We start from the raw sequence: 22293 nt of genomic DNA, 5'->3' as shown, positions 1-22293 counted from the left end.
ATAATAATAGTAAGATTAGATAGAAAAACGCGTTTTTGGCGGGAGAAAACCAATGAAAAAACTATTAAAACGGCTTATTTTGCTGCTGCTGTTGGCCATAATCTGCGCCGGCGCATATTTTACTGCGGCAGGGTATGTGATGTATAAAAAAGCAACGCAAGCCATCAGCGTTGTTCAAAAGGTGAAAGAGGTGCGCACGGAGGACTGTTACACCACTTTAGACCAAATTCCCGATATTTATGAGGACGCTGTGATTTCAGTGGAGGACCACAGGTTTTACAAGCACCACGGCGTAGACGTGATTGCTTTAGGGCGGGCGCTGGTGAAAAACATTCAGACCATGGAGTTTTCCCAGGGGGGCAGCACCATAACCCAGCAGCTTGCAAAAAATTTATTTTTTACCAATGAAAAGAAAATAGAACGTAAGGCCGCCGAGCTTTTTGTGGTGTATCAGCTTGAAAAAAATTATGCAAAAGACGTGATTTTAGAGCTTTACATCAACACGGTTTATTACGGCGACGGATATTATTGTGTGAAAGACGCGGCCAAAGGCTATTTCAACAAGGAACCGGCGGAAATGACCGACTATGAAAGCACCATGCTTGCGGGAATTCCCAATGCGCCTTCGGTTTATGCGCCTACGAAAAACAACGATTTAGCCCAAAAGCGGCAGGAGCACGTGTTAAACCGCATGGTGAAATGCCGTGCGATAACGAAGGAACAGAAACAAAAGATTTTAGCCGAAGCTGACTAAGTGCAAAAAGGAGGAAGCCGGAATGAAAAAATTATTAACCATATTTGTATTGGTCGCAGCGATGCTTTGCATGGGAATGAACGCTGTCTGCTCTTATGAGGTGCCGGAGGCGTATATGGGGTTTTCTGTTTCCGACCAGTGGTATGTGTTTTCAAAAAATATGACAGACGAAACGCTTTTAAATACTGTGGGCCTGACAGCCGACGAGGTGAACGAAGCGCTGATTAAGTCTGACTGTGAATATTTTATTACCAACCCCACGGAGGACAGTGAAATTTATGTTAAGGTGAAGAAAAACGACTTGTCCTACGAGTTATACAATATTTTGGAAACGGACGACCAGACAATTAAAAATGATTTAGACCGCATTTTAAAAGACGGTTTTTCCGTGGACGGGTTTGAATATAACCCGGAGAGCGTTTCCATTGTGCCTTATTCCCAAATGAAGTTTATCACCGTGCCGGGAACGGTGCAGTTTGACGGGAAAAAACACGGAATGGTGTTTGGCGCAACCTTTGTAAACGGCAACGGCATTTCTTTTTTGCTGTATTTAAATAAGGAAGCGGCAGAGGAGGCAGATTTGAAAACTATGTCCGACCTGGCAGGGTCGCTTTCGTTTACGGTGATTAAGGAAAAAGGGGAAAGCGGTGAGGCTTTTAACGTTGACAGCAAAAACGGAGAAAAAGAAAAGCCGGAAAGCGCCCTTTCATACATTGCAGGCGGCTTGGGCGGCCTGGCGCTGGTGGCGCTGTGTTTATATTTCATTGATAGAATCAAAAAAACGGAGCGTAGGGAAGATCATGAAAACAGAGAAACTGGAAAAAACAAAAAATTTAATCAATAAATTAACCGACACCCACAGCCTTTTGAAAGACGAGTGGGTGTATTTGCTTCAAAATGCAGACGTGTGCCGGGATTTTGCATTTAAAAAGGCTTGCAGCATGCGGGACAACATATACGGCAAAACGGTGTTTATCCGCGGCCTGATTGAGTTTACAAACTATTGCAGAAACGACTGTTACTATTGCGGAATTCGGCGTTCAAACAAAAACGCCGCCCGCTACCGGCTGAATAAAGACGACATTCTCTCCTGCTGTGCGGAGGGCTACCGTTTGGGTTTTCGCACCTTTGTGCTTCAGGGCGGGGAGGACATGTATTTTTCTGACGATGAAATGTGCAGAATGATTTCGTCCATCAAGCAGGCATATCCCGACTGCGCGGTGACGCTGTCTGTCGGTGAGCGGGATAAAAGCACTTATCAGCGCTTTTACAACGCCGGGGCAGACCGCTATCTTCTGCGTCACGAAACCGCTACCGACAACCACTACCGTAAGCTTCATCCGGATGAGCTTACGCTCAGCAACCGCGTAAAGTGTTTGTATGACCTAAAGGAAATTGGGTTTCAGGTGGGGTGCGGCATGATGGTGGGTTCGCCTTATCAAACCAACGAACATTTGGCAGAAGATATGCTGTTTTTAGAAAAATTTCAGCCGCACATGGTGGGTATTGGGCCGTTTATTTCGCACAAAGATACGCCATTTAAAAACGAGCCCAACGGCAGTGCGAAAAAGACCATTTTTATGGTTGCGCTGACGCGTCTGCTGCTTCCGAGCGTGCTGCTGCCTGCCACAACGGCTTTGGGCACGCTGGACGAAATGGGGCGGGAAAAAGCGGTTTTGGCTGGTGCTAACGTGGTAATGCCCAACCTTTCGCCGAAAAATGTGCGGGAAAAATATATGCTCTACGATAACAAAATCAGCACTGGGGACGAGGCGGCGGAATCTCTTGCTTCCCTTGCCCTGCGCATGGAAAAAATCGGATATGAAATTGTTTCCGCCCGGGGCGACTTTGCGGGTTTTAAACGCAAATGATGCGGACAGCGGCGGACGTTTCGTTTACTCTCACGCGGAAAAATGTGAAAAACATAAATCTCCGGGTGACGGAGCGGGGCGTGTTTGTGTCGGCAGGCAGGCATGTTCCGCTAGCTGCGGTTGACGGATTTGTTGCGCAAAAAGCGGACTGGATTCAAAAAGCCCTGCAAAGGATTGCAGCCCGGAAAAAGAACATAAATGCAGAGGCCGCGCCGCCGGCTTGCCAGTGCGAAGCAATTTTCGCACCTTTTGTTGCCCAGGTTTGGGAACTGTTTCATGACAGAATGGAGCAAAAACCGAAAATTAAAGTAAAGCATATAAAAAGCGCGTGGGGCATTTGCCATTTTAAGGATGGATATATTACGCTGGCCGCACGGCTGGCAAACATGCCGCCTGCAGCCATTGAATATGTGGTGCTGCACGAGTTTGTCCATTTTTTTGAGCCAAACCATGGGGCGGGATTTCATAAGATGATGGCGCAGTTTATGCCTGACTATCAAGCGCGGAGGAAACTGCTGAAATGAACGGAAGATTTATTGACAGCATTCAACTGAAAAGGGAAATTGGGCGGGGGTCCTATCTGAGAGAAATTCCTGCGGTACAGTTTTTAATGAGGAATCACACAGTTGTGTTTGACAGCGATGTGACGTTTTTTGTTGGAGAGAATGGAACGGGAAAGTCTACGCTTTTAGAAGCGATTGCCGTGGCTTTTGGTTTTAACGCCGAGGGCGGCACAAAAAACTTCAGTTTTTCTACGAATCAAACTCATTCAGAATTGTGCGACTGTCTGACTATTTCTCGGTCGAAATTTGCAAGGGACGGTTTTTTTCTTCGTGCAGAAAGTTTTTATAACGTTGCTACAAACATTGAGGAGATGGACCAAGAGCCTGCCGCTGCACCGCCTGTGATTGACAGCTACGGTGGCATATCTCTGCACAAACAGTCCCACGGGGAAAGTTTTCTGTCGCTGGTTCAAAACAGGTTTGGCGGTAACGGTGTGTATATTTTAGACGAGCCGGAAGCGGCCCTGTCGCCGGCAAAGCTTTTAACGCTGATTGCTGAAATTAATTTGCTGGTGAAGAAAAATTCGCAGTTTATCATTGCAACACATTCTCCCATGCTGATGACCTTTCCCAATGCGAAAATCTATCAGTTTTCAGAGGAGGGCATTCAGCCTGTTACATACAGCGAAACGGAGCATTTTCAGCTTACCAAACGGTTTTTAAACAGCCCTGGGCAAATGCTTGATATTTTGTTGGATGACGGGGACGGTTAAATTTGCAGTAAAAAAAGCGGCCTGTTTCATGAAACAGGCCGCTTTTTTTACTTTAAAAGAATAATTATTCAAACAATTCCCGTCCGCCGTCGCCAATGCCAAACCGGTAGAACGAGGGTGCATAACCGATTTTTTCAGTATATGCCGCGCCGACCTTTTCCATAAAGCTGTCAACCGCTTCATCTTTCACTAAAGATACGGTGCAGCCGCCAAAGCCTGCGCCGGTCATTCTTGAGCCGATTGTGCCGTCAATTTTGCGCGCTTCCTTTACTAAGGTGTCGAGTTCAATGCCGGTTACCGCATAATCGTCGCGCAGGGAGTCGTGAGAGGCGTTCATCAGCGCGCCGAACGCAATCAGGTCGCCTTTTGCCAAAACGTTCACGCTCTTTAGCACCCGGGCGTTTTCATTCACCACGTGACGCACGCGCTTTAATACGGTTTCGTCTGTAATGAGGTGTGCGTGCTTTTCAAACACCTCCGGCGTCAGCTCGCAAAGGAACTTTAAGTCGGCAAGTTCTGTCTTGAGCATGCTAAGGCCTTTTGCACACTCTTCGCACCGCTCGTTATATTTCGAGTCGGCCAGGCTCCTTTTTTTGTTGGTGTTGGAAATGACAATGGAATAGCCTTTCATGTCCAGCGGAATATGTTTAAATTCTAACGTGTCACACTTTAATAAAATTGCGCAGTCTTTTTTGCCCATGGCGGAAGCAAACTGGTCCATAATGCCGCAGCTTACGCCGACATATTCGTTTTCGGCCTTTTGAGAGTAACGCGCCATTTCTATCATATCTACAGGGACGGTAATACCCTTTTTTTCGTTCGACAGGGTGGCAAATGCCAAGGCCGTTGCAACCTCAATGCCAGCCGAGCTGGAAAGCCCGCCGCCGTGAGGAAGCGTGTCGTCAAACAACATGTCGCAGCCGGAAATAGCAAACCCATCCTGCTGCATCACATATGCCACGCCGGCCTGATAGTTTCCCCATTTTAAATTTTTATAGTCTGACAGATTCTTTATATCTAATGTCACCAATTCGTCTAAATCTGTTGCCTTTAAGCGGATAATGCCGTCGGTGCGTTCCCTTAATGCAATCACCGTGCCCTGGGTTAACGCCGCAGGAAAAACGAAGCCTCCGTTATAGTCAATGTGCTCGCCAATTAAGTTCACACGGCCGGGCGATGCAAAAAAACGAATGGTTCCGCCGTCTCCGTAGGTGCATGTGAACGCTTTTTTCAGTTCGTTTAATGTCATAAAATTCTCCTTATTATTTACTGTTCTTCGTTTTCGCAGGTAAAATACCCCTCAAGCGAAAGCTCGTACATCTTTTTTGCCTCGCCTGCGCTTTTTTTAAACCGCAGCATTTTATAAAGGTCAAACATAGCGGGGTTAGAGCCATAAACCGTTTTCATGCCGCGCAAATCAGCAAGGTTTAAAAGCGATTTCATAAGCCCCAGCACCAGATTTAAATCCTCCACATATTCGCCCGACACCACGATATGGTCTAAAAACACGCGGTAGTCTTTCATGGAGAGGGCGCCCAGGGCCAAAATCGTTCCGTTTTCCCGGGCGGTCATTACAATGGTGCCGGTTAAATCAATGTTTGCGCCCTGGGAGGACAAAAATTTATGAATGTCTGTTTTGTCTTCTTCCGTTTTTATCGTTATCATTTTTATCACCGCCGCAAAGTAGTTTTTGTTCTGCTTCTGTTAAATGACGCCATTTTCCCAAAGGCAGGTTTCCCAGTGCAACGCCGCCTACGCTTACACGCTTGAGCCGCAAAACAGGAAATCCGACAGCCTCGCACATTTTTCTTATCTGACGGTTTTTCCCCTCTGTTAACGTAATGTTAAGCTGCGCGGTACGTTCTTCGGTCTTTGCCAAATCCACCCGCGCCGGGGCGGTGACATATCCGCCGATGTCTACGCCTGCACGCAGTTTTTTTATGTCTTCAAACTCGGGAATACCCGAAACCACGACCTGATATTTTTTTGCAACGTGCTGGGCGGGGTGCGTAAGACGGTATGCAAAATCGCCGTCGTTGGTTAAAAACAAAAGCCCCTCGCTCAAATAGTCCAGCCGTCCAACGGGGTAGAGCCTTGCGTCAATGTCTGCCACAAGCTCTGTTACAGTCGAGCGGCCCCGCTCGTCTTTGGCAGTGGCAATGTAACCTTTGGGCTTGTTGAGCATGATGTAATACAGCTTTTTTTCTGGCAGCAAACGGGTTCCGTCTAAAAAAACCTTGTCGTTGTCGCTGTCTACCTTGGTGCCCAGCTCTGTTACGACCTGTTTGTTCACCCTGACGCGGCCGGACAAAATCAGTTCCTCCGCTGCCCTGCGGGACGCGGCCCCGCAGCGGGCGATATATTTTTGTAGTCTTTCAGGGCGTGCCATTGCCATCCTCCGTATTGTTTTCATTTGAATTTCATTATACACCAAATTTTACCTTGACGCAACCAGAAAGCAGTAATTTTTTAAAATATTTTAGAAACAAATCGTCTTTTTCTGCTTCTTTAAAGCCAACATCCGCCGCGGCAATTAAATTGATGGTGTCTAAAAGCGTATCCTGATAATAAATTTCCACAGCGCCGATGACCTCGCCTTTTGTTACCGGCGCTGTGATAGAGTCTGGCAGTTTGCAGGTAAGGCGTGCGTTTTTAAATTTGGTGTCGGGGCTTTCTGAAAGGTAAAAGTCCCGTTCGGCGGTAAGCTCTAAAGACTGGCTTGTGCCGTTTTTCACTGTGATGGAGTTCACCGTCATTCCAGCGGCAATTAAGGGAAAGCACACGGTGTTTTCAAAGGCGAAGTTAAGCATGTTGGTGTGGTCGTTCCAGTCGTCCGGTGCGTTTAACGTTACCGCCACCACCTGTTTTCCGTCCCGCTTGGCAGAGGAAACCAGACACCGTCCCGTCTTTTTCGTGAAACCTGTTTTCACGCCGACACAGCCTTGATACATGTTCAGCATTTTATTGTGGTTGGTTATGGTTTGCGTGCCGTCGCGAATGGTTTTCGATTTTGTTGCCACAATTTCTGCGAAGGTTTCGTTTTTTAATGCCTCCCGGGCGATTAAGGCCAAATCATAGGCCGTGGTGTAGTGGCCGTCTTCGTCCAGCCCATTTGGATTTTTAAAGCTGGTATTTTTCGCGCCGATTGTTTTGGCGCGGGCAGTCATTAATGCGGCAAACTCATCAACCGAGCCTGCCACGTGCTCGGCAATGGCAATGGCTGCGTCGTTTCCGGACTGGAGCATGAGCCCATAGAGCAAATCCCGCAGGGTTACCTTGTCGCCGGCTTTTAAGTAGAGGCTTGTTCCCTCCGTTCCGGCGGCGTTTTTGCTCACGGTAACCAAATCGTCCAGACCGCTGTTTTCCAGTGCGACCAAAGCGGTCATAATTTTCGTGGTGCTGGCCATGGAGTGGCGCTCCCGGGCATTTTTTTCGAATATGACACGGCCTGTCTGCGCGTCTAACACACAGGCATATTGGGCCGAAACAGACAGAGCCGAAACGGTTGGCTGTGAAAAAGAAAAACACAGCAGAAATGCAAAAAGAATACTTGATTTTTTCAAATAGAATACCCCCCGCTATAAACTAATTCAGTATATGAGGCCAAAAGATTAAATATTTGTTAATCCAGTAAAAAATACGTTGAATTTTTTCTATAATGTGGTATAATAAAATCAAACAACAGGGAAAGTTTTAGTATGAATAGTTAAATAATTTACAATCTGCTTGTAGAAAGTGCACAAAGGTGTAGATATAATATCTGTTTCAGATTTAGGAATGAATGGAACCTGAAGTGGATATTTATACTAAAGAAGCACGAGTAAATCGTGTTTTTACCGCTGCCGTGTTTTTTGCTGCGGTAAGCAAAAAATCAAAAAGGAGTGGATGGTAATGAAAATCACAATTACAGGAAAGCAAATCGGATTGACAGACGCCTTAAAGGCAAGAGTGGAAGACCGGTTTTCCAAACTCGACAGGTATTTTTACAAGGACACGGAGGCGTTTGTAACGCTCAGCGTGCAGCGTGAAGACCAGGTTGTGGAAGCCACAATTCATTCCGGCAGCCTTATGCTGAGGGTGGAGGAAACCACCACGGACATGTATACGTCAATCGACAATGCAGTAGACATTTTAGAGCGCCAACTCCGCAGAAATAAAACCAGGCTTGAAAAGAAAATGAAGAAGGAATATGTTGAAAACGTAGCGTTTGATAAGATTTTAGACTATCCTGAAAATTCTACAGAGCCTGAGGGTGACATTAAAATCGTAAGGTCGAAAAAAATTGAGAGCAAGCCTATGACACCGGAGGAAGCGGTTTTGCAGATGGAACTCATTGGCCACAACTTCTTTATTTTTACCAACGGCGAAACGGGAGAGGCCAACGTGGTTTACCGCCGGAAAAAAGGCGATTATGGTTTAATTGAAGTAGATTAAAAATAAAACGGTATACCGCCCGGACAAGGGCGGTATATTTTTGACAGGACTAAGATAAAAAGGGGGAGTTTCATGGAACATAAATCAAAGAAACTCATTAGCAATAACAAAAAGGCGTTTCACGACTATTTTGTTGACGAAAAAATTGAGGCCGGCATTGAGCTGTTTGGTACGGAGGTAAAGTCTGTCCGTGCGGGAAATGTGAATTTAAAAGACAGCTATGTTTCGCTGCGTACCGGAGAGGCTATTTTAATTGGTATGCACATCAGCCCCTACGAGCAAGGCAACATTTTTAACCGCGACCCCTTAAGGGACAGGCGGCTGCTGCTTCACAAAAAAGAGATTATGCGCCTGATTGGAAAAACGAAAGAAAAGGGATATTCGCTCATTCCTCTGTCGGTTTATTTTCTGGGCAGTAAGGTAAAAGTGGAATTGGGCCTTGCCCGGGGCAAAAAGGCCTATGACAAGCGGGAGTCTATTGCCGAGCGCGACGCAAAACGCAGCATGGACCGGGCCGTGAAAGCGCGCATGAATTAAAAAGACATTTTTGAGGAGGAACACAAGATGCACGACATAAAAATTGGAACACTGATTTCTGCCGACAAGGTGGAAAGTGTTATGCCAAAACTTATTTCCTATGGATTTGAGACTTTTTCCATTACCTTTTGGAAGACGCTGGGAGGCTGTGACCTAGTGAAACTGGCAGACAGTGTGAAACGCATTTTAGCGGACACGGACTGCACTATTTCCAGTATCGGCCTTTACGGGAACCCGCTGGTGAACACGGAAGAGGGCAGTCAGGCGAATGAGGGCTTAAAACAGCTGATTGACTGCGCGTCTCTTTTCGGGACAGACCTTGTGGCGGGGTTTGCCGGCAGGCTGCCGGACAGACCGGTTGAAGAATCTGTTCCGAAATTTCAAGAGGTGTTTGCGCCTCTTGCTCAACGGGCAGGGGAGAAAGGACTTAAAATTGCCTTTGAAAACTGCAATATGGACGGTGACTGGAATCGGGGAAGCTACAACATTGCGTTTTCCCCTGCGGCCTGGGAGCTGATGTTTGAGGCGGTGCCCTACGACAATGTAGGACTTCAGTGGGAGCCGTGTCACCAGATGGTGCAGCTTGTTGACCCCATTCCGCAGCTTCGTAAGTGGGTGAAGAAGATTTTTAACGTTCACGGAAAAGACGCCACCATAGCCTGGGACATTGTGAAAGAGCAAGGCATTTGCGGAAAAGAAAAGTTTGTTTGGCACAGAACGCCGGGCTTCGGCGACAGCAACTGGACAGATATCATCTCAATTTTGCGCATGAACGGTTATACTGGCAGCATCGACATAGAAGGGTTTCACGACCCGGTTTATAAGGGAGATTTGGAATATACCGGGCAGGTTTACGCCTTAAACTACTTAAAAAAATGCCGCGGCGGCGAGTTTGTTACACTTTAACGGCATGAAAAAAGCGCTCCGTGATTGGGGCGCTTTTTTGCATTTTAAGATAATTATTTAGTATTTTCCATAGGACGCAGAAGGTTTACTACAATACTGTAGCCATAGGTTACGTCGGGGGCCCACTTGCCGCCAAGCTGTTCCACGTTTTTCACCGTGCCGCGCCATGCCATTGAGTTTAAAACATAATAGCGGTCGTGAGGTTCGCCCACAGGAGCGATTCCAGTATATTGGGACATATGGTTAAAATGCGCCCGCACGCCGTCGTCTGGCGTGGCAAAAGTTTCGTGGTCTTCTGGTTTGTCACCGGAAGGATTTTTAATTTTAATTCCCGCCCAGTTGTTCTGTTCGGGCTTTACCTGGCCGGTATACTTTCCAAAAGCGGTTTCTTTAGCAGCTTGTCCATACAAAATCTCCGGCCGCATACCGGTAATTTCGCCGTATTTCCAATAATAATCTGCAATATCAATAAACCGTTGATGGGCGCCGTTGTTCTGTGCCCACTTTTTTGCCTGTTCTAAAGTTACTTTGCTTTCACCCACAATTGGTGTTTGGGTGATATAAAGGTTTTGAGAGTTGCGGTCTTTATAGTTGATTGCACGGTATAGAATTACTGCGGCTTCTGCTCTTGTAACATCGCCCTTGGGGCGGAGCAGGCCATCTGCCCCTTTTACAATTCCGCGCTCTGCAGCAATTGCCACCGGCGTGGTGAGGCTGGAGGTGATGTCGCTGCCGTCGGTAAAATTTGAGGAAATGATATTTTTATCCAAAAGGTTTTTTTCATCAGAACCGATTCCTAATGCCATTGAAACGGCATAGGCACATTTTTCACGGGTATAATTTTCTGCCGGGTTAAAATTGCCGGAACCAAAACTGTCGTCTGCCAAATAATTTTTTGCGGTGTTAATATAGCTGGCAGACCAACGGTCTTTTGCTACATCGCTGTAGCCTGTGTCGGCGCCCTCAATGAGTTCAATATCTAACGCTAAAACAAGCATTTTTGCAAATTGTTCTTTTGTTACAGCGGAAGACGGCGCAAAGGATTTGCCGTCCATTCCGGAAAGCACGCCGCGTTTCACCAATTCGTCAATGGCCTCTTCAGCCCACGAAAAGTTTGCGTCAATGTCTACAAAACTGTTGTTTTTTGAATTATTTCCAGCAATGGCGTGAAAATTCATGGTGATAAAAACAGTGATTACAAAACACAAATAAATTATTTTTTTCTGCATCGTCTTACCCTCTTTAACATAGTGTAATTTTTAAAGCCTGTACAATAAACTATATTCATAAAAACAAGATATATTCCATATACTAACGTTGTTTTCTTTAGTATACCATCATTTGGCGAAAAAAGCAACATGTGAAGTTTTTTTGGAAAAATTTAAAAAAGTACTTGACAACACATTGTTTTGCTGGTATAATAGTCAAGGTCGGTAAACGAAAGGAAATGCGGGTGTAGTTCAATGGCTAGAATCCCAGCCTTCCAAGCTGGTCGTGTGGGTTCGATTCCCATCACCCGCTCCACCAAATGATGCGCCTGTAGCTCAGTTGGATAGAGCAACTGCCTTCTAAGCAGTGGGTCAGGAGTTCGAATCTCTTCAGGCGCGCCACGTATAGCCGCTTGTCTGGTGGATATAGCTCAGTTGGTTAGAGCGCTAGATTGTGGCTCTAGAGGTCGTCGGTTCGACTCCGATTATCCACCCCATTCTTTTAGCAGCTCCGTATAAATTTTTATATATTCGGACAAGTTAAATCCGAGTAGTGGATTGGGATGTCGCCAAGTTGGTAAGGCACCGGATTCTGATTCCGGCATTTCGTAGGTTCGAGTCCTGCCATCCCAGCCAATCTTTTTTATTGGGCTGTAGCCAAGTGGTAAGGCACTAGATTTTGATTCTGGCATTTCGTAGGTTCGAGTCCTGCCAGCCCAGCCATATTTTTTACATAATTTCATAATGATCCATTAGCTCAGTTGGCAGAGCACTTGACTTTTAATCAAGGTGTCCGGAGTTCGAATCTCCGATGGATCACCACGAAGAAACCGCTTAACCAATAGGGTTAAGCGGTTTTTAATTTGTTTTTTTGAAATATTTGTACTACTTTCTTGTAGTTGCGGTTATATCTGTGCTATAGTGTAAACTGTAATGAAAGATGAAAAACAGAAACGGCTTGGGCCAGTATACTTCTAACCGTGTATTGCATCTTTTTGACTTTAAGCAACAGTCGTTAAACAGGCTTATTTTTTATACCTTCTAAACGGAGGCATTCTTTAGCTTTTCTATAAGGAAAGCAGACAAATTCTAAACGGATTTAAAACTACAAAGGAAAGCAGAAAGGCAGGCGATATTATGAGCGGCTTAAGCGCTTTGAAAGAAACAGTGGTGCAGGGGCTTTCAAGCTATTTGGAAATCCCTGTGGTAAGAAACAATCAGACAGGAGCACAAACAGCATATCCCTACTGTTCCTATTCCATTCCCAGCTTGTTGGAAGATAAGGGCGGGGCATGGGAGCAGTTTGACGACGGATATGACAGAAAACCTGCCACGCAGACCTGGACCGTTACCTTGCGGTCAGATGACATCGACGAAGCTGCGGCGCTTGCTGTTAAAGCCCGTAACTGGCTGGATCATTTGGGCACGGTATATTTGAGCGACAACGGCGTTACGGTGCTTTCGGTAGCAGAGATTGTCAGCGCAGACGGCGCTGAGGGAAACACAGAGGAAGTTCAGTATAGCTTTGACGTTGTGTTTTGGTTTTTGAACGAGGTTCAGTCTGCCATAGAAGAAACCGGCTATATTGAAGAAGCAGAAATTGGCGGCATATCCTTTTGCCGAAATCAGTTTTAGTTTCAATAACACAAATTGAATTTTAAAAATTAGGAGGTCACAAAAATGGGACTTGATGTAAAAGTAACAATTAATTTAAAAAAACCTTTGGGAAATGCGGGAACAGAGTTTCCGCTGATTGTCAGCACAGGAGAAACGGCAATTGAATTTACAGAATGCAGAACACTTGCAGAAGTAAAAGACAAATTTGCGACAACAACAAACACCTATAAGGCAGCAGAGCTGATATTTATGCAAACAAATGCACCGGACAAAATTGGTGTTGTGCAGTTTACCCTGGCGCAGGGTGAAACATTGAAAGAGAAACTGGAAGCCATTGCAGAAAAGGGTTGGAGACAGTTCATGATTGTGGACGGTGACACAAAGGCAGTTTCCATGAAGGACAAGCTGTGTTTTACATCTGTTGCAAACGAATCTGAATTAAAAAATTTCGAAGACTTAGAACGGATCGTTGGTTTTGTTCACACAAACCCGCTGGCTGCAGCAGCGCTAATTGGCGAAACAGCTGGCAGACCTGCCGGAAGCTTTACCTATAAGAATTTGATTTTAACCGGCATTCCTCCCATGGAGATTAGCGACACGAAAATTGATGCCATTCACACAGCCGGCGGCATTACCTTTGTAACAAAAGCAGGGGATAATGTGACATCGGAGGGCAAAACAACCAATGGTGAATATATCGATATTGTCGACAGCGGAGATTTCATTATCAAAAACATTGCTTACAAGACACAGAAACTGTTCAATAATTCTGCAAAGATTCCTTATGACAATACCGGAATTTCCATGCTGGAAAGCGCTACGGTTGAAGCTCTTAGAATGGGCTATAACAACGGCATGATTGCCACAAACGACGACGGCACACCAGCCTATGCAGCTTCTTTTGCATTGAGAAGCCAGACCACGGATGCGGACAGAAAAGCAAGGAAATATCCTTACGGCTGGTTTAAATTCATATTGGCAGGAGCTGTCCACGAAGCGGAAATTCAGGGCGACATTATTGTTTAATGAACAAAATGGTACAAAAATCAAAGGTTATATAATTTTAAGGAGGTTACTAAAATGGCAAATATTACAACATATAATGCAAAAGAATGTATTGTTACGATTAACGGCGTAAATATCACTGGACTGGGCGAAGACATGATAACATGGGAAAAGGAAGAGGCGTTTTTTGAGCCGGTTGTTGGGGCCCAGGGCGATGTTGTGAAAAGCGAAATTAATAACTCGCTTTACACCCTGACGATTGCGGTTCAGCCCACAAGCCCACAACTGGGACATTTAATCAACCTTCAGAACCAAAGCGAGGCGTTCCCTGTGTCGGTAATTAACAAGGCTTTAGGAGTTCGTCTGGGCGGTTCTATGGCTAACGTTTCAGAAGCACCGGAGTTTTCCCTGGGCGCGGAAGCCGAGGATTTGGAATTTGCTTTTATGGTTTTTGACGGTTACATTGAAAGCACAAGCGGTGCAAACGATATGCCTGAAAGCGGCACAGAAGAAGGCGGAGAGGAATAAAACCGGGAGCAGGGGCAGGGGGCCGAATGAAAACGCCCCCTGTCATTTTATAGGAGGAGAATAATGGTAAATTTTTATACAGCAAAAAAGAAAATTAACGGCAAGGAATATACCGCACAGTTTAACGGCATTTCCGCGGCATTAAAGGCGGTGGACGACAGCTACATTGAGGGAACAAACAATACAAGCGTCGAAAAGCTTTCCAAATATCTTTTTGAGCATGTGATTGTTGACCCCAAGGGGCTAACCCCCGACGACTTTGACAGCATGGATGAATTTAACGAGGTAATCACGTTTGCCCGTGAGGTAATGCAGGGCAATTTTCGAGAAAAGAAAGAGCAAAAGTCAAATACAAAAGCAAGTAAGGAATAACTGGGCCTGCTGGCGGCTGATTTTTAACGACATGTCGAGCTTTACCCACGACTACGTTTTTCATCACATGACGCCCCAGGAGGTTTATGAAGCGAATATTGCACTTGATATTGTAAATGACCAAATGAAAAGACAAAGTAAAAAGAAACATTAACCACCAAAAAGAGGAGGTGGGAATTTGGCAAAAGAAACACATGAAGAAATTTATAAAATAAGCTTTGAAGTAGGGAAAAATCCGTTTTCTCAAATCTTAAGCGACATTGACACACTAAAGGCATCTGTTAATTCCTTAAATGCGTCTGCTGTTTTAGACGATTTGGGCAAAAAGGCATCTGTTGCGGCGGCCGGAACAAAGGAACTGGCAACAGGCATTACTTCACTTCGGGGCGGCCAGCAGGCCATATATGGACTGTTGTTCGACATGCAGGAATTTGATTCAAAAACCAGTGGTGCAAAAAGCGCGTTGGATTCGTTTCAAAAATCAATGCAGACCTTAAGAGCAGAACCCATTGAAATGATTAAGGACAAGCTCGTTGCGGTTCAGCTTCAAAGTGCAGTTGTGGCCGGTGCGTTTCAAACAGTGGCAACACGCAATTTTTCAAATCTGACGAATAATTTAAAAACAGTAAAAGGTACGCTGTCAGAAGGCGAAACAGGGGCAAAGGGATTTACCAATATACTGAAAAATGCCGGAAAAGTGAGTGTTGTCCGAGTCGGAAAAGGTGTTCAAACGGTTAAAACACGTTTGACAGAAGGGGTGCAAAAGGCCAAAATATTTGGAACGTCGCTTAAAAATGCGGCAAAAACCAGCTTTACAAAAGTGGCGGGAGGATTAAAAACGGTTGGAAGCTTTATTGGCGGCGGAGTAAACGGCGCAAAAAAAGCGTTTAATTTGGTGAAAACCGGTTTCAATAAACTGCCGGCTCCGGTTACGGCGGGCTTTACTCAAGGGCTTGTGCCGGATATTCAATCCGTTATGGGTGGTTTAAACAGCGCATTTGAATCCGGCGGGCTGGAGGGTTATTTAAGTGCCATGCCAGAGGCGTTTGGCAATATTGCGGGACTCATTCAAACTCAGATTCCGGCCATTGCCCAGGATATTTCATCCTCGTTCCCCACAATATTTTCAACCATAGCGCAAACATTGCCGCAAATTTTGCCGGTGATTATCGACTCGCTGCTAAATGTTTTTTCCAGCCTGCTGAACGTTTTAAGCTCACAGGGACCAAGCATTTTAACGGCCCTTATTTCGGCTTTAAACCAGGCGGTTCAGGGCCTTTTGGCAATGCTGCCTCAACTGATAACAGTGGGCCTTCAGCTCATTATAGCGTTGGTGCAGGGGCTGGCAATGGCTGCTCCGACCTTAATCCCAGCCATTATGGATGCGGTTATGGGAATGCTTAATTCGCTGGTTGCCATGCTGCCCCAGCTCATTATTGCGGGACTTCAGCTTTTGTTGGGACTTGTGCAGGGCATTATGAATGCGCTGCCAATCCTGGTGTCAATGGTGCCGCAGATAATTACAAATCTGGTAAACGGTATATTGGCGAACTTGCCAACCATTCTTCAGCTGGGCGTGGAGCTTTTGGTTCAGCTTGCGCTGGGACTTGTGCAAGCAATTCCCATGCTGTTGGGGGCAGTTCCGAAAATCATTCAATCCTTGTGGGACGCCCTAACGCAGATTAACTGGCTGGAACTGGGTGGAAAAATTATAAAAGGAATTGGAACGGGCATTGTCAACGGCATTAAATCCATCTTTGGTAAGGGCGACAAGGAGAAAAGCTCCGACAGCGCAAGCTTTTCTGCCGGCATGTCTGCGGGGACAGGCAATGTTGCTGCCACGGCCAGCACACTGTCTAACACCGCGGCAAACAGCCTGGGCACGGGTTCCGTTGCAAGCATGACACAGGGGATGAATGTGGCGAACTCCTTTGGTCAGGGAATGAACATGAATGGCGCAGGGCTTGCCAACACGGCGACCCAAATTTCCGGAAACACGGTAGCTGCCTTTGGTGCCAACGGAGGCGCTTACCAGCAGGGTGCCGACATGGTTAACACGTTTTCAAACGGAATGACAGCACAAAACCCTGCGCTGCAAGCGCAAAGCATTTCAGCAGAGGCACAGAACGCTTTGGGGGCTGCAAAAGAGGCTATAACGGTGGCATCTGATGAAATTATTGCAAAACTCACTCAGATTAAGGTTTCCATCACAGAAGCAATGCTGGCCTGTCAGGTATCCATCGGTGAAAATATGGCCCAGAGTTTTATGAACCTGAGCCTGGCCATTACAAACGTTGTGATGGCATTTACCATGTTCCAGCAGGCGGCTATGGGCTCGTTTCTTGCGCTGACCATACTTGGCACTGTTGGTGTGGCCATATTTACAGCTTCCGTGACCATGGGATTTTTCACCATGCTGATGACGGTTACAATGATTATGGCAGCGTTGATTGCTGTGGTGGCTGCCAGCATGATGGCGCTGGCAGTTGTTTCGGCGGCAGGCGTGATAACGCTTTCTGCAGTGGCCGCTGCAGCAATGCTGAGCTTTGCGTCTATTATCGCGGCAGGTCTAGCGTTTTCTGTGGGCACCATGACTATGGTGGTGTCTGCGGCACTTGTGCAGATGACACTGTTTGCGGCGGCTTTTGGCGTCGCATGCGCGGCGATTGGTCTGCTCACCACTAATTGCGCCACACAGATTTTAGAGGCATTTAAAAAAGTGAATTTGTTAACAACCGGTATGCAGATGATAAACGGGCTGATTTTAGGCATGAACGCCCGCAAAGAAGCGGCTGTGGCAACTGCCCGTGCCATTGCTCAGGCAATTAATACGGAGTATGACAAAATACAGAAAATTAGTTCTCCGTCTAAGGTTTGGTATGAAAAGGGAGCAAACATGATTCAAGGCGGAATCGGCGGCATGGAGAGCCAAATGCCCAAGATGCAATCTGTGGCGCAGCAGGCCGGCAACATGTCTATGCCCTATACGGGCAGCTACTCGCCGGAGCAGGGCGCGGGAGCTGTTACTGCCCGTTCTCAAAGTACGGAATATAATTCCTATGCACCGCAGTTTAACATGACCATCAGCGGCTCCAACGACGACCGCATTTTGGCAAGAAAGGTAAAAGCCTGGATAAAAAGCTCCATGGACGAGGTGTTTGACAGCATGGCAAGAACAAATCCAAGATTGCGGGAGGTGTAACCAATGGCGCTGATTAACGGTATTTATGTATTTGTTGAGGATGAGAGCCTTGACATGAACTTAGAATGTACGGAGCATCCGGTAGAGGAGGGCACCGAGATAACAGACCACATACAGAGAAAATCGGTGGAAATAACGCTGAAAGGGAAAATTGTTGACTACGACGATACAGTTTCCTGGGAAGACAGCACCATTGTCCGCGTAAATGCAACCACGGCGCTGGATAAACTAAAGCAGCTGCAAAAGAGCGGGTCGCTGATCACATATGTCGGACGCAATGCGCAGTCGAACCTGCAAATTCAATCCTTCTCCACCACCCACCCGAACACGGTTTGGGGTGGGTGCGAGTTCGACATGACCTTAAAGGAGCTGAGAGTGGCACAGCCGGCGTATACAGAGGATTATTCCGCTGGCTGTGCCGGGACACAGCAGGTGGAACAAGGGGAAAACGGCGAAATATATCACATTGTGAAGCTTGGCGATAAGCTTTGGAATTTAGTTTCGGAAAACTATAAAATTTTAAAGCCGTTTTTTTCTTCAGTTTCGGAAAAATGCGCCTGGGTGATGGAGCAAAATCCCCATGCGTTCAGTGTACTAGGTGATATCGACTCTCTGATGGCCGGGGAAAAGATTTTAATGGGGTTGAGGTGAGAAAATGAAACGAGACAGAATTTTAATCAAAAAGGAGCTTGTGCCTTATTATTTTCACATATTGCTTGGCGGCGAACTGTTTGACCTTGCAGTGAGCTATAACGAAACCCACAATTTTTTTACGCTGGCAGTGAAAAAAAGCGGCGAAACCATATGTGCGGGGGAACCGCTTATTTATGGCATGCCGCTGTTCGGCGATGTTTATACAGCAGGGAAACACCCTGCTGTAACCATCGTCCCTTTTGACGAGAGCGGGAACAGCGACCGGGTAACGTTTGAGGCGCTGGGGGAAACAGTCTTTTTAACAGTTGATAATGCAGGCGGTGAGCGCATTGGATAACAGAAAATCAAAAATGCTGATACCGCCGCAGTATGTGAAGGACAGCAGACGGTCCCGCCTTGCAAAATCGGTGAAAAGCCTTATGGATCAGATTGAATATACCGAAGGTCAGCCGGAGGGTATGTTCGGCAGGGTTGCCATTGTGCAAATCGGTGAGGTGAAGCTGAACTCTGAAGCGTTAGATATTGAGTTTGAAGTGCCCTTTGACGACGACACCGAGGCAAATGAGGCAGAGATTACCCTTTATAACCTGTCAAAAAAAACCCGGGGTGAAATTGTTTACAACAAGCCTGTAACCATTACAGCAGGCTATCAAAACGACACGGGGGTAATTTTTACCGGGTTTGTCAGCAAGGTTGTGACAAAAGTAGAAGGTGTTGACAGGATAACCACCGTTTACGCCATTGACGATGAGGATTTAAAGGAGCGCGACCTTCCGAAAGAACTGGAATATGCCGAAGATACGAAGGCCAGCTTTATTTTAAATGAGCTTTTAAGCATGTTAAAGCTGCCGGTTGCCGTGTTTCAAATCCGGCGGGACTGGACGTATGAGGACAAGGTGAATGTAAGCGGCGGGCTGATGGACAATATTCGCAAATATGCGGAGGTATGCGGCATATCTGTGTATATTAACAAAGGAAAGATTTACGCCCGGCATATTTCCGAGGGGGACGACATTCAGTTCACGGTGCAGGCTTCAACGGGACTGTTAAACAGTCCTGAGGAATTTCAAGAGGAGATTACGGCAGAGGACTATCACGACGTTGTAACGGGATTTAAAATGAAGTCAATTCTGCAGCACAGAATAACCACCGGAGCCGTTGTTACTGTTAGAAGCGCAAACGTGTCGGGGAAGTTCAGAGTGCGCAGCGGAAAGCACATCTTTAACGAAAGTGAGAGCATTACGGAAATGGAGGTTATTTAATGGGAAGCGTCAACATTTTTAATGGAATGATTGAAGAGAAGCTTTTAAATTTAAGAACGGCCTATATCGGAAAGGTGTTGTCTTTTGACGGCACCTGCGCCGCCGTTCAGCCTCTGGGTGTAGTGAAGCAGTATGGAAAGCCGGCCGTAAAGCAGGCAATTGTCAGTGATGTTCCGGTGGTGGCAAGCGCAAGGTATAAAATCAGTACGGAAGAGCGCACGTGCAGGGTTGGCGACCTGGAGTCGGAAAAGAGGACGCATGTGGTATTAACGCCGCTTGATGTGGGAGATTTGGTGTTTTGCGTCTGTGCGGACCGCGACATTACCGAAGCGCGGCGCGGCCGCCTAAAAACGCCGCCAGCGGGGCACCACAGCATTTCAGACAGCGTTGTGGTAGGAATTTTATAAAGATTAGGAGATGTTGCAATGAAAGGGTTTCAGCTGGATAAAAACGGCGATGTTGCAATGGGCGCGCTGGACAATGAAGGCATTGCCCATAATTCGGCGGGGTGCAGAATTCGGATGATTGACGGTAACGCCCTGCTGACACAAACCGTTCAGACGGTAATCGCAACCAACAAGGGTGAATGGGCCTTTCAAAAGAACGAAGGAATCAGCTTTAAAAATCTGCTGGGCAAAAATGTGGATGAGGAAATGATGAAAAACGAAGTGTTTCAGGGACTGCTGCAGGTTGACAATTCCTTTGCGCTGACAAAGTTTTCTACAGAGCTGGACAAGGAAACCAGAAAAGTTGTAATTCATTTTACCGCCGTAAACGGCGGCGGTAAAGAAGTGGAAGGGGTGAGCACATGGGCTTAGACAACAATGGATATCAAAGACCAACCTATGACGATATTGTGAAAGCAAAAATTTTAAAGGCGCAGGAGCTTTTTGGTGCAGATATTGATACTGATGAAAAGACGGCGTTTGGAAAATTTATTCGAATTGGCGCATATGACCTTGCAAAGGCCTATGAAGACATTGAAAACGTGTATTATGCGCGGTTTCCCAACACGGCCACAGGCGACAGCTTAGACCGGCTGTGTGTGTTTGCAGGAATTACCCGAAACCCTGCGACCTATGCACAGCATACTGTAACGGTTTACGGCACGGCGGGAACTAAAGTGGAAATGGGAAAACTGGTTCTTCGTTCCGGCGACGTTACGTTCTATAACATTAAGGAATTTGAAATTAAGGCGCCAGCAACAACGAAAAACGGCGAAACAGCAGATCCTTGTGTCGAAGTGACGTTAGAGTGCAGCGAACCGGGAGAGGTTGGCAATATTGAAAAAATTAGCGAGTTGGTTAACACCATTGAGGGAGTTAAAGACGTGAAAAGCGGTGTGAAAAGCCTTACAAAAAATGGAGAAAATGCAGAAACAGACTTAGCGCTTAGAAAACGGTTTGCTGCCGCTATTGAGGGGGCGGGAAGCTCTAATGAAAACGCCATTCGGGCTGCTTTAATGCGTGTGCCGAAGGTGCAAAGCGCCGGAATTGTTGTAAACGCAACGGACGAAACTGTGGATGGAAGACCGCCAAGAACCTTTGAATGTTATGTGCATGTTCCGGGGTGGGAAAAAATTCCAAGTGTTGAAAAGAGCATATTAGAACAGGAAATTGCCGAAACAATTTTTGAAAAGGCTCCCGTCGGTATTAAAACATGCAAAACAGGAGCGTCAGGCGTAGAAAAAACGGTTTATGACCAGGGAGGGCACCCTCACATCATTCAATATTCAAAAACGGAAGAGGTTAAAGTTTTTGTTCAAATAGCTGTTGCGGCGGACGCCAGATTTGAAGAAAAGGGACCCGATCAAATTAAAAGCGCCATTATGACGTATATCAACGGCCTGGGCGTGGGAAACGACGTAGTGTTATCTGCCCTGTATGGCCACATCCATTCTATTAACGGCGTTGTGGAGGTAACTGGGTTAAAGCTGAAAACTGAGGGGGATTCTGAGTATAAAGCCGAAAGTATTACAATCGGCGAGGTTGCGATAGCGGTTACGACTGCGAATGAAATTGAGGTGACAATTGAAAATGAAACAGTTCAGCTTTAACAATTTTGCAGCGAATCTGCCGGACTGCTATAACAAACAACCGGAAAGCAACAACTTTAAAATTTTAGCAGTGGAGCAGGAGGCGGCAATGTCCCTGCGCAGGGACATTGCCGACACGGAAGAAATTTTAGACATTGATAAAGCAACCGGCAAAACCTTAAGCCTTTACGGCGATATGGTGGGGCAGGCGAGGGGGCTTGCTACAGAAAAACAGTTTTTAATTATGATTCGTTCCAAAATTATGCGAAACATTTCAGGCGGCGATTATAACAGTATTTTAAGAGCGATTTCCGCCACATTTGGTTGTAAGGAATCGGATATTTTCATTCAAGAGACAGCCGCGCCCCTAACAGTTGAAATTGTATCGCTGCCGCTTGATGTTTTGAATTCTGTCATTCTTTCCAACAAACAAACAGTGGAATTGATTAAGCATCTGTTTCCGGTTTGCGTTACGATTAAAACGGTGTATTTCGACGGCACCCTCATGTTTTCAGACAATGAAGGCGAAATAGACTTATCATCCGGTTTCGGCGACAGTGATAACAAGGATATTGGCGGCTATTTCGGTGATTTTTTCAGCGAAGAAAACGAAATTATTTTACCTATTTAAC

General features: G+C 46.2%; 25 protein-coding genes and 6 tRNA genes. 26 read left to right on the top strand and 5 right to left on the bottom strand.

The window, feature by feature from the left end:
* Nucleotides 1-52: 52 nt before the first annotated feature.
* The 5 genes from H8698_RS12780 to H8698_RS12760 are packed head-to-tail and all read left to right on the top strand — an operon-like array spanning nucleotide 53 to nucleotide 3901.
* Nucleotides 53-754, top strand: a complete 702-nt coding sequence (locus tag H8698_RS12780; RefSeq protein ID WP_249313837.1) for a transglycosylase domain-containing protein — start codon at nucleotides 53-55, stop codon at nucleotides 752-754.
* Between the two features lie 22 nt (nucleotides 755-776).
* Nucleotides 777-1598, top strand: coding sequence for a hypothetical protein (locus H8698_RS12775; protein WP_249313836.1), 822 nt, complete (start codon nucleotides 777-779; stop codon nucleotides 1596-1598).
* Nucleotides 1555-2625 carry a [FeFe] hydrogenase H-cluster radical SAM maturase HydE gene (hydE, locus tag H8698_RS12770; protein ID WP_249313835.1) on the top strand — a complete coding sequence of 357 codons (1071 nt, stop codon included), beginning with the start codon at nucleotides 1555-1557 and terminating at the stop codon, nucleotides 2623-2625. Before H8698_RS12775 ends, hydE begins: the two co-directional genes overlap by 44 nt.
* Nucleotides 2622-3149, top strand: a complete 528-nt coding sequence (locus H8698_RS12765; protein ID WP_249313834.1) for a M48 family metallopeptidase — start codon at nucleotides 2622-2624, stop codon at nucleotides 3147-3149. Before hydE ends, H8698_RS12765 begins: the two co-directional genes overlap by 4 nt.
* Nucleotides 3146-3901 (top strand): AAA family ATPase, encoded by a 756-nt coding sequence (locus H8698_RS12760; protein WP_249313833.1) that lies wholly within the window; start codon nucleotides 3146-3148, stop codon nucleotides 3899-3901. Before H8698_RS12765 ends, H8698_RS12760 begins: the two co-directional genes overlap by 4 nt.
* A gap of 64 nt (nucleotides 3902-3965) precedes the next feature.
* Here the strand turns inward: H8698_RS12760 and H8698_RS12755 are convergent, their stop codons facing one another.
* The 4 genes from H8698_RS12755 to H8698_RS12740 are packed head-to-tail and all read right to left on the bottom strand — an operon-like array spanning nucleotide 3966 to nucleotide 7464.
* Nucleotides 3966-5150: a galactokinase gene (locus H8698_RS12755; protein ID WP_249313832.1), complete on the bottom strand. Its 1185-nt coding sequence runs from the start codon at nucleotides 5148-5150 to the stop codon at nucleotides 3966-3968.
* 17 nt (nucleotides 5151-5167) lie between these two features.
* Nucleotides 5168-5566, bottom strand: coding sequence for a hypothetical protein (locus tag H8698_RS12750; RefSeq protein WP_249313831.1), 399 nt, complete (start codon nucleotides 5564-5566; stop codon nucleotides 5168-5170).
* Complete coding sequence (locus H8698_RS12745) at nucleotides 5523-6290, bottom strand: pseudouridine synthase (RefSeq protein WP_249313830.1); 768 nt, start codon at nucleotides 6288-6290, stop codon at nucleotides 5523-5525. Before H8698_RS12745 ends, H8698_RS12750 begins: the two co-directional genes overlap by 44 nt.
* Nucleotides 6291-6324: 34 nt before the next feature.
* Nucleotides 6325-7464 (bottom strand): D-alanyl-D-alanine carboxypeptidase family protein, encoded by a 1140-nt coding sequence (locus tag H8698_RS12740; RefSeq protein WP_249313829.1) that lies wholly within the window; start codon nucleotides 7462-7464, stop codon nucleotides 6325-6327.
* Between the two features lie 328 nt (nucleotides 7465-7792).
* On the opposite strand from H8698_RS12740, the gene hpf reads away from it, so the two are divergent.
* The 3 genes from hpf (at nucleotide 7793) to H8698_RS12725 (ending at nucleotide 9778) form a co-directional block, all read left to right on the top strand.
* Complete coding sequence (gene hpf / locus H8698_RS12735; protein WP_249313828.1) at nucleotides 7793-8335, top strand: ribosome hibernation-promoting factor, HPF/YfiA family; 543 nt, start codon at nucleotides 7793-7795, stop codon at nucleotides 8333-8335.
* A gap of 72 nt (nucleotides 8336-8407) precedes the next feature.
* Nucleotides 8408-8872 carry an SsrA-binding protein SmpB gene (gene smpB / locus H8698_RS12730; protein WP_249313827.1) on the top strand — a complete coding sequence of 155 codons (465 nt, stop codon included), beginning with the start codon at nucleotides 8408-8410 and terminating at the stop codon, nucleotides 8870-8872.
* Between the two features lie 27 nt (nucleotides 8873-8899).
* Nucleotides 8900-9778, top strand: a complete 879-nt coding sequence (locus H8698_RS12725) for a sugar phosphate isomerase/epimerase family protein (protein ID WP_249313826.1) — start codon at nucleotides 8900-8902, stop codon at nucleotides 9776-9778.
* A 53-nt stretch (nucleotides 9779-9831) separates the two neighbouring features.
* Here the strand turns inward: H8698_RS12725 and H8698_RS12720 are convergent, their stop codons facing one another.
* The gene (locus H8698_RS12720) at nucleotides 9832-11007 is read right to left on the bottom strand and encodes an S-layer homology domain-containing protein (protein WP_249313825.1); all 1176 of its coding nucleotides are present in this window, start codon (nucleotides 11005-11007) and stop codon (nucleotides 9832-9834) included.
* A 220-nt stretch (nucleotides 11008-11227) separates the two neighbouring features.
* Between H8698_RS12720 and H8698_RS12715 the strand changes: the two genes are divergently transcribed.
* From H8698_RS12715 to H8698_RS12630, 18 genes are all read left to right on the top strand, one after another.
* Nucleotides 11228-11302 (top strand) — tRNA-Gly (locus tag H8698_RS12715).
* Nucleotides 11303-11311: 9 nt separating this feature from the next.
* Nucleotides 11312-11388: transfer RNA gene (locus H8698_RS12710), tRNA-Arg, on the top strand.
* Between the two features lie 18 nt (nucleotides 11389-11406).
* Nucleotides 11407-11483, top strand: a tRNA-His gene (locus H8698_RS12705).
* A 62-nt stretch (nucleotides 11484-11545) separates the two neighbouring features.
* A tRNA-Gln gene (locus H8698_RS12700) sits at nucleotides 11546-11622 on the top strand.
* Between the two features lie 11 nt (nucleotides 11623-11633).
* Nucleotides 11634-11709 (top strand) — tRNA-Gln (locus H8698_RS12695).
* Nucleotides 11710-11732: 23 nt separating this feature from the next.
* Nucleotides 11733-11808, top strand: a tRNA-Lys gene (locus H8698_RS12690).
* Between the two features lie 315 nt (nucleotides 11809-12123).
* Nucleotides 12124-12621 carry a phage neck terminator protein gene (locus H8698_RS12685; RefSeq protein ID WP_249313824.1) on the top strand — a complete coding sequence of 166 codons (498 nt, stop codon included), beginning with the start codon at nucleotides 12124-12126 and terminating at the stop codon, nucleotides 12619-12621.
* Nucleotides 12622-12666: 45 nt separating this feature from the next.
* Nucleotides 12667-13629 carry a DUF3383 family protein gene (locus H8698_RS12680; RefSeq protein ID WP_249313823.1) on the top strand — a complete coding sequence of 321 codons (963 nt, stop codon included), beginning with the start codon at nucleotides 12667-12669 and terminating at the stop codon, nucleotides 13627-13629.
* A 54-nt stretch (nucleotides 13630-13683) separates the two neighbouring features.
* Entirely contained in the window at nucleotides 13684-14136 is a 453-nt protein-coding gene (locus H8698_RS12675) for a phage structural protein (RefSeq protein ID WP_249313822.1), read from the top strand.
* A gap of 63 nt (nucleotides 14137-14199) precedes the next feature.
* Nucleotides 14200-14508, top strand: coding sequence for a hypothetical protein (locus H8698_RS12670; RefSeq protein ID WP_249313821.1), 309 nt, complete (start codon nucleotides 14200-14202; stop codon nucleotides 14506-14508).
* Between the two features lie 178 nt (nucleotides 14509-14686).
* A complete protein-coding gene (locus H8698_RS12665) occupies nucleotides 14687-17710 on the top strand; it encodes a phage tail protein (protein ID WP_249313820.1) in 3024 nt (1007 codons plus the stop codon).
* A gap of 3 nt (nucleotides 17711-17713) precedes the next feature.
* Entirely contained in the window at nucleotides 17714-18361 is a 648-nt protein-coding gene (locus tag H8698_RS12660; protein ID WP_249313819.1) for a phage baseplate protein, read from the top strand.
* Between the two features lie 4 nt (nucleotides 18362-18365).
* Nucleotides 18366-18701 (top strand): phage baseplate plug family protein, encoded by a 336-nt coding sequence (locus H8698_RS12655; RefSeq protein WP_249313818.1) that lies wholly within the window; start codon nucleotides 18366-18368, stop codon nucleotides 18699-18701.
* Complete coding sequence (locus H8698_RS12650; protein ID WP_249313817.1) at nucleotides 18694-19626, top strand: phage protein; 933 nt, start codon at nucleotides 18694-18696, stop codon at nucleotides 19624-19626. Before H8698_RS12655 ends, H8698_RS12650 begins: the two co-directional genes overlap by 8 nt.
* Entirely contained in the window at nucleotides 19626-20033 is a 408-nt protein-coding gene (locus H8698_RS12645; protein ID WP_249313816.1) for a hypothetical protein, read from the top strand. Before H8698_RS12650 ends, H8698_RS12645 begins: the two co-directional genes overlap by 1 nt.
* Before the next feature lie 18 nt (nucleotides 20034-20051).
* Entirely contained in the window at nucleotides 20052-20444 is a 393-nt protein-coding gene (locus tag H8698_RS12640) for a contractile injection system sheath initiator (protein ID WP_249313815.1), read from the top strand.
* Nucleotides 20435-21682 carry a baseplate J/gp47 family protein gene (locus H8698_RS12635; protein WP_249313814.1) on the top strand — a complete coding sequence of 416 codons (1248 nt, stop codon included), beginning with the start codon at nucleotides 20435-20437 and terminating at the stop codon, nucleotides 21680-21682. The genes H8698_RS12640 and H8698_RS12635 overlap by 10 nt, the downstream gene beginning before the upstream one ends.
* Entirely contained in the window at nucleotides 21657-22292 is a 636-nt protein-coding gene (locus tag H8698_RS12630; RefSeq protein ID WP_249313813.1) for a hypothetical protein, read from the top strand. Before H8698_RS12635 ends, H8698_RS12630 begins: the two co-directional genes overlap by 26 nt.
* Nucleotide 22293: the final 1 nt, after the last annotated feature.

It is taken from the genome of Congzhengia minquanensis, assembly GCF_014384785.1.
Classification (GTDB): Bacteria; Bacillota; Clostridia; order UBA1381; family UBA9506; genus Congzhengia; species Congzhengia minquanensis.
This window is presented reverse-complemented; position numbering and strand designations above follow the sequence as displayed.

What these genes read in the sequence shown, in the direction of transcription:
- H8698_RS12780 (WP_249313837.1), top strand. Translation starts at nt 53, where the DNA reads ATGAAAAAACTATTAAAACGGCTTATTTTGCTGCTGCTGTTGGCCATA.
- H8698_RS12775 (WP_249313836.1), top strand. Translation starts at nt 777, where the DNA reads ATGAAAAAATTATTAACCATATTTGTATTGGTCGCAGCGATGCTTTGC.
- hydE (WP_249313835.1), top strand. Translation starts at nt 1,555, where the DNA reads ATGAAAACAGAGAAACTGGAAAAAACAAAAAATTTAATCAATAAATTA.
- H8698_RS12765 (WP_249313834.1), top strand. Translation starts at nt 2,622, where the DNA reads ATGATGCGGACAGCGGCGGACGTTTCGTTTACTCTCACGCGGAAAAAT.
- H8698_RS12760 (WP_249313833.1), top strand. Translation starts at nt 3,146, where the DNA reads ATGAACGGAAGATTTATTGACAGCATTCAACTGAAAAGGGAAATTGGG.
- H8698_RS12755 (WP_249313832.1), bottom strand. Translation starts at nt 5,150, where the DNA reads ATGACATTAAACGAACTGAAAAAAGCGTTCACATGCACCTACGGAGAC.
- H8698_RS12750 (WP_249313831.1), bottom strand. Translation starts at nt 5,566, where the DNA reads ATGATAACGATAAAAACGGAAGAAGACAAAACAGACATTCATAAATTT.
- H8698_RS12745 (WP_249313830.1), bottom strand. Translation starts at nt 6,290, where the DNA reads ATGGCACGCCCTGAAAGACTACAAAAATATATCGCCCGCTGCGGGGCC.
- hpf (WP_249313828.1), top strand. Translation starts at nt 7,793, where the DNA reads ATGAAAATCACAATTACAGGAAAGCAAATCGGATTGACAGACGCCTTA.
- smpB (WP_249313827.1), top strand. Translation starts at nt 8,408, where the DNA reads ATGGAACATAAATCAAAGAAACTCATTAGCAATAACAAAAAGGCGTTT.
- H8698_RS12725 (WP_249313826.1), top strand. Translation starts at nt 8,900, where the DNA reads ATGCACGACATAAAAATTGGAACACTGATTTCTGCCGACAAGGTGGAA.
- H8698_RS12720 (WP_249313825.1), bottom strand. Translation starts at nt 11,007, where the DNA reads ATGCAGAAAAAAATAATTTATTTGTGTTTTGTAATCACTGTTTTTATC.
- H8698_RS12685 (WP_249313824.1), top strand. Translation starts at nt 12,124, where the DNA reads ATGAGCGGCTTAAGCGCTTTGAAAGAAACAGTGGTGCAGGGGCTTTCA.
- H8698_RS12680 (WP_249313823.1), top strand. Translation starts at nt 12,667, where the DNA reads ATGGGACTTGATGTAAAAGTAACAATTAATTTAAAAAAACCTTTGGGA.
- H8698_RS12675 (WP_249313822.1), top strand. Translation starts at nt 13,684, where the DNA reads ATGGCAAATATTACAACATATAATGCAAAAGAATGTATTGTTACGATT.
- H8698_RS12670 (WP_249313821.1), top strand. Translation starts at nt 14,200, where the DNA reads ATGGTAAATTTTTATACAGCAAAAAAGAAAATTAACGGCAAGGAATAT.
- H8698_RS12660 (WP_249313819.1), top strand. Translation starts at nt 17,714, where the DNA reads ATGGCGCTGATTAACGGTATTTATGTATTTGTTGAGGATGAGAGCCTT.
- H8698_RS12655 (WP_249313818.1), top strand. Translation starts at nt 18,366, where the DNA reads ATGAAACGAGACAGAATTTTAATCAAAAAGGAGCTTGTGCCTTATTAT.
- H8698_RS12645 (WP_249313816.1), top strand. Translation starts at nt 19,626, where the DNA reads ATGGGAAGCGTCAACATTTTTAATGGAATGATTGAAGAGAAGCTTTTA.
- H8698_RS12640 (WP_249313815.1), top strand. Translation starts at nt 20,052, where the DNA reads ATGAAAGGGTTTCAGCTGGATAAAAACGGCGATGTTGCAATGGGCGCG.
- H8698_RS12635 (WP_249313814.1), top strand. Translation starts at nt 20,435, where the DNA reads ATGGGCTTAGACAACAATGGATATCAAAGACCAACCTATGACGATATT.